Source organism: Sulfitobacter sediminis (genome assembly GCF_040811725.1).
GTDB classification, from domain to species: domain Bacteria; phylum Pseudomonadota; class Alphaproteobacteria; order Rhodobacterales; family Rhodobacteraceae; genus Sulfitobacter; species Sulfitobacter sediminis.
On the sequence record NZ_JBFNXX010000076.1, the window covers coordinates 1 to 2,020 of the forward strand.

Sequence of the window (2,020 nt, forward strand, 5' to 3'; positions counted from 1 at the left end):
TGAAGAGCCGGGCAGAAACCGTTCGGCCATCAATTCAAACGAAATCCCCGGTCGACTTTTTCAACAGCATCCGGACACAGCGGCCATCCCACTAGAAAGCATAGGCATCTCAAGCTAGGCTGCACAGCGGAGAACGTTAGGAGATCGCTTTGGAACGTCGACTAGCAACAATTCTGGTCGCAGATGTATCCGGATTTTCCAGGCTGATGGAGATCGACGAAGAAGGCACAGCTGCGCGCATGCGAGACTGCCTATCTATGACCCAGACAGAAATAGCAAAGACAAACGGTCGTCTTTTCAAGACTATGGGTGACGCAATCCTCGCAGAGTTTAGCAGTCCAATGAACGCCATGCGCTGCGCAATCTCCATCCGTGATACGCTTGCATCCAACGAGCAGTATCAGGCTGAGCCGCTTAAGTTGAGGTTCGGGCTGCACTTGGCCGATGTCATGGTTGAGGGCGAGGATCTCATCGGTGACGGAGTCAATGTTGCAGCAAGAATCCAACAGGCAGCAGAGCCAGGAGAGATATTTGTCAGTGGATCGGTTTTCGATCAGATCCGACGGACGACGCCATACTCATTCAGGGATTTGGGAAAACAAAACTTCAAGAATATTTCAGAAGCTATTCGCGTCTACTGCGTAACTGGAGAGGCCGGAAGCCACCGATTTCAAGTTGCTCCAACGCGTTTGCAGCCACAAACAGAGAAACGGCCGCACTCTCTGGCGGTCTTGCCATTGGTCACTTCCTCTAATGACGAAGATCAACAGTTTCTGGCCGACGGTTTCACTGAAGATCTGGTGTTTGAACTCGGTCGGTTTCGTAAATTGTTTATAACGGCACTATCTGCAACGAGAACTCTTTTGGAAAGCGACAAAGATCCGAGGCGCGTCGGAGAACTTCTTGGTGTGAGGTATGTTTTGAATGGTTCCATTCGCAAGATGGGATCGCGCGTACGCCTCTCGCTGACTCTGACCGAAACCGATGGTGGTACTGTTGTTTGGAGCGAGCGCCTTAACCCTGGCTTTGAAGAACTCTTAGATGGGCTTGAAGACGTCGTAAGCCGTATTGCGTCAACGCTTCTTGGCCGCATCGAAGAAACCGATATTTCTGCAGCTCGGCGAAAAAAGCCAGAGTCGATGAATGCGTATGAGCTTCATTTGCGCGGTCTCGAACATCATCGATTGGGAGGGGTAACTGATGAAAATTACCGGGAAGCCGTAAAATGGTTCGGCCGTGCGATCGAAGCCGATCCGAGTTACGCGCGTGCGCAGGCCATGTACACCTGTTCAGGCGCAAACCTGTCCGATTTTGACCTAGAAGAAGGTATCAAGAGAATAGAGCGTGCGCTTGAGTCGGACCCGAATGAACCGGAGGCGCATCGAATTAGGGCTTCGATATTTCAGTATCAGGGGAAGTTCGAGCTGGCTCGGCCTCACGTAGAAAAGGCGCTCGAACTCAGCCCAAACGACCCGTTCATCCGAGCAAAATCAGCCAATTTTTATTCAAGTTGTGGCGAGGCTAAGCGTTCGCTCGAACATCTCGATGCGGCCGAACGGCTTGACCCGTTCCTCCCAGTCTGGTGCGTCGAAGAAAGGCTGATCGCGCTTTATGTCTTAGGGCGGTTCGAAGAAGCAGTTGATTTCGGGATCAAACTCCCATTCCAGACCCGAAGGTCGCGGATCTACAGGGCGGCGTCGTTAGTTGCATTGGATAAGTTAGAAGCCGCACGAGCGGTAATAACCGAAGCCCTGAAGGCCGTTCCCGAACTCACAACTGAGTATGTTGAGATGGGTGAGCATTACGCTGACCGTAGTGTCAAAGACACTCTGATTGATAGGCTTATGAGAGCTGGTCTACCGGGCGCATCTCAGTCTTCGTAGAGAACTGAGCGTATATTGATCCTTGCGCTCAGCATCACAAAATACCGTCCGCTTTGGGCTGATTGTGTTGAAGAAGTCGGCCGGGGGAACGCGAGCACATCGCGATTGCGCGTGATTGGGCCTGTTGCTCAGGCCGT

General features: G+C 52.1%; 1 protein-coding gene. It reads left to right on the forward strand.

Annotated features, from left to right (window positions below; translation table 11 throughout):
* Positions 1–149: 149 nt before the first annotated feature.
* The gene (locus AB2B41_RS23185; protein ID WP_367880198.1) at positions 150–1,883 is read left to right on the forward strand and encodes an adenylate/guanylate cyclase domain-containing protein; all 1,734 of its coding nucleotides are present in this window, start codon (positions 150–152) and stop codon (positions 1,881–1,883) included.
* Positions 1,884–2,020: the final 137 nt, after the last annotated feature.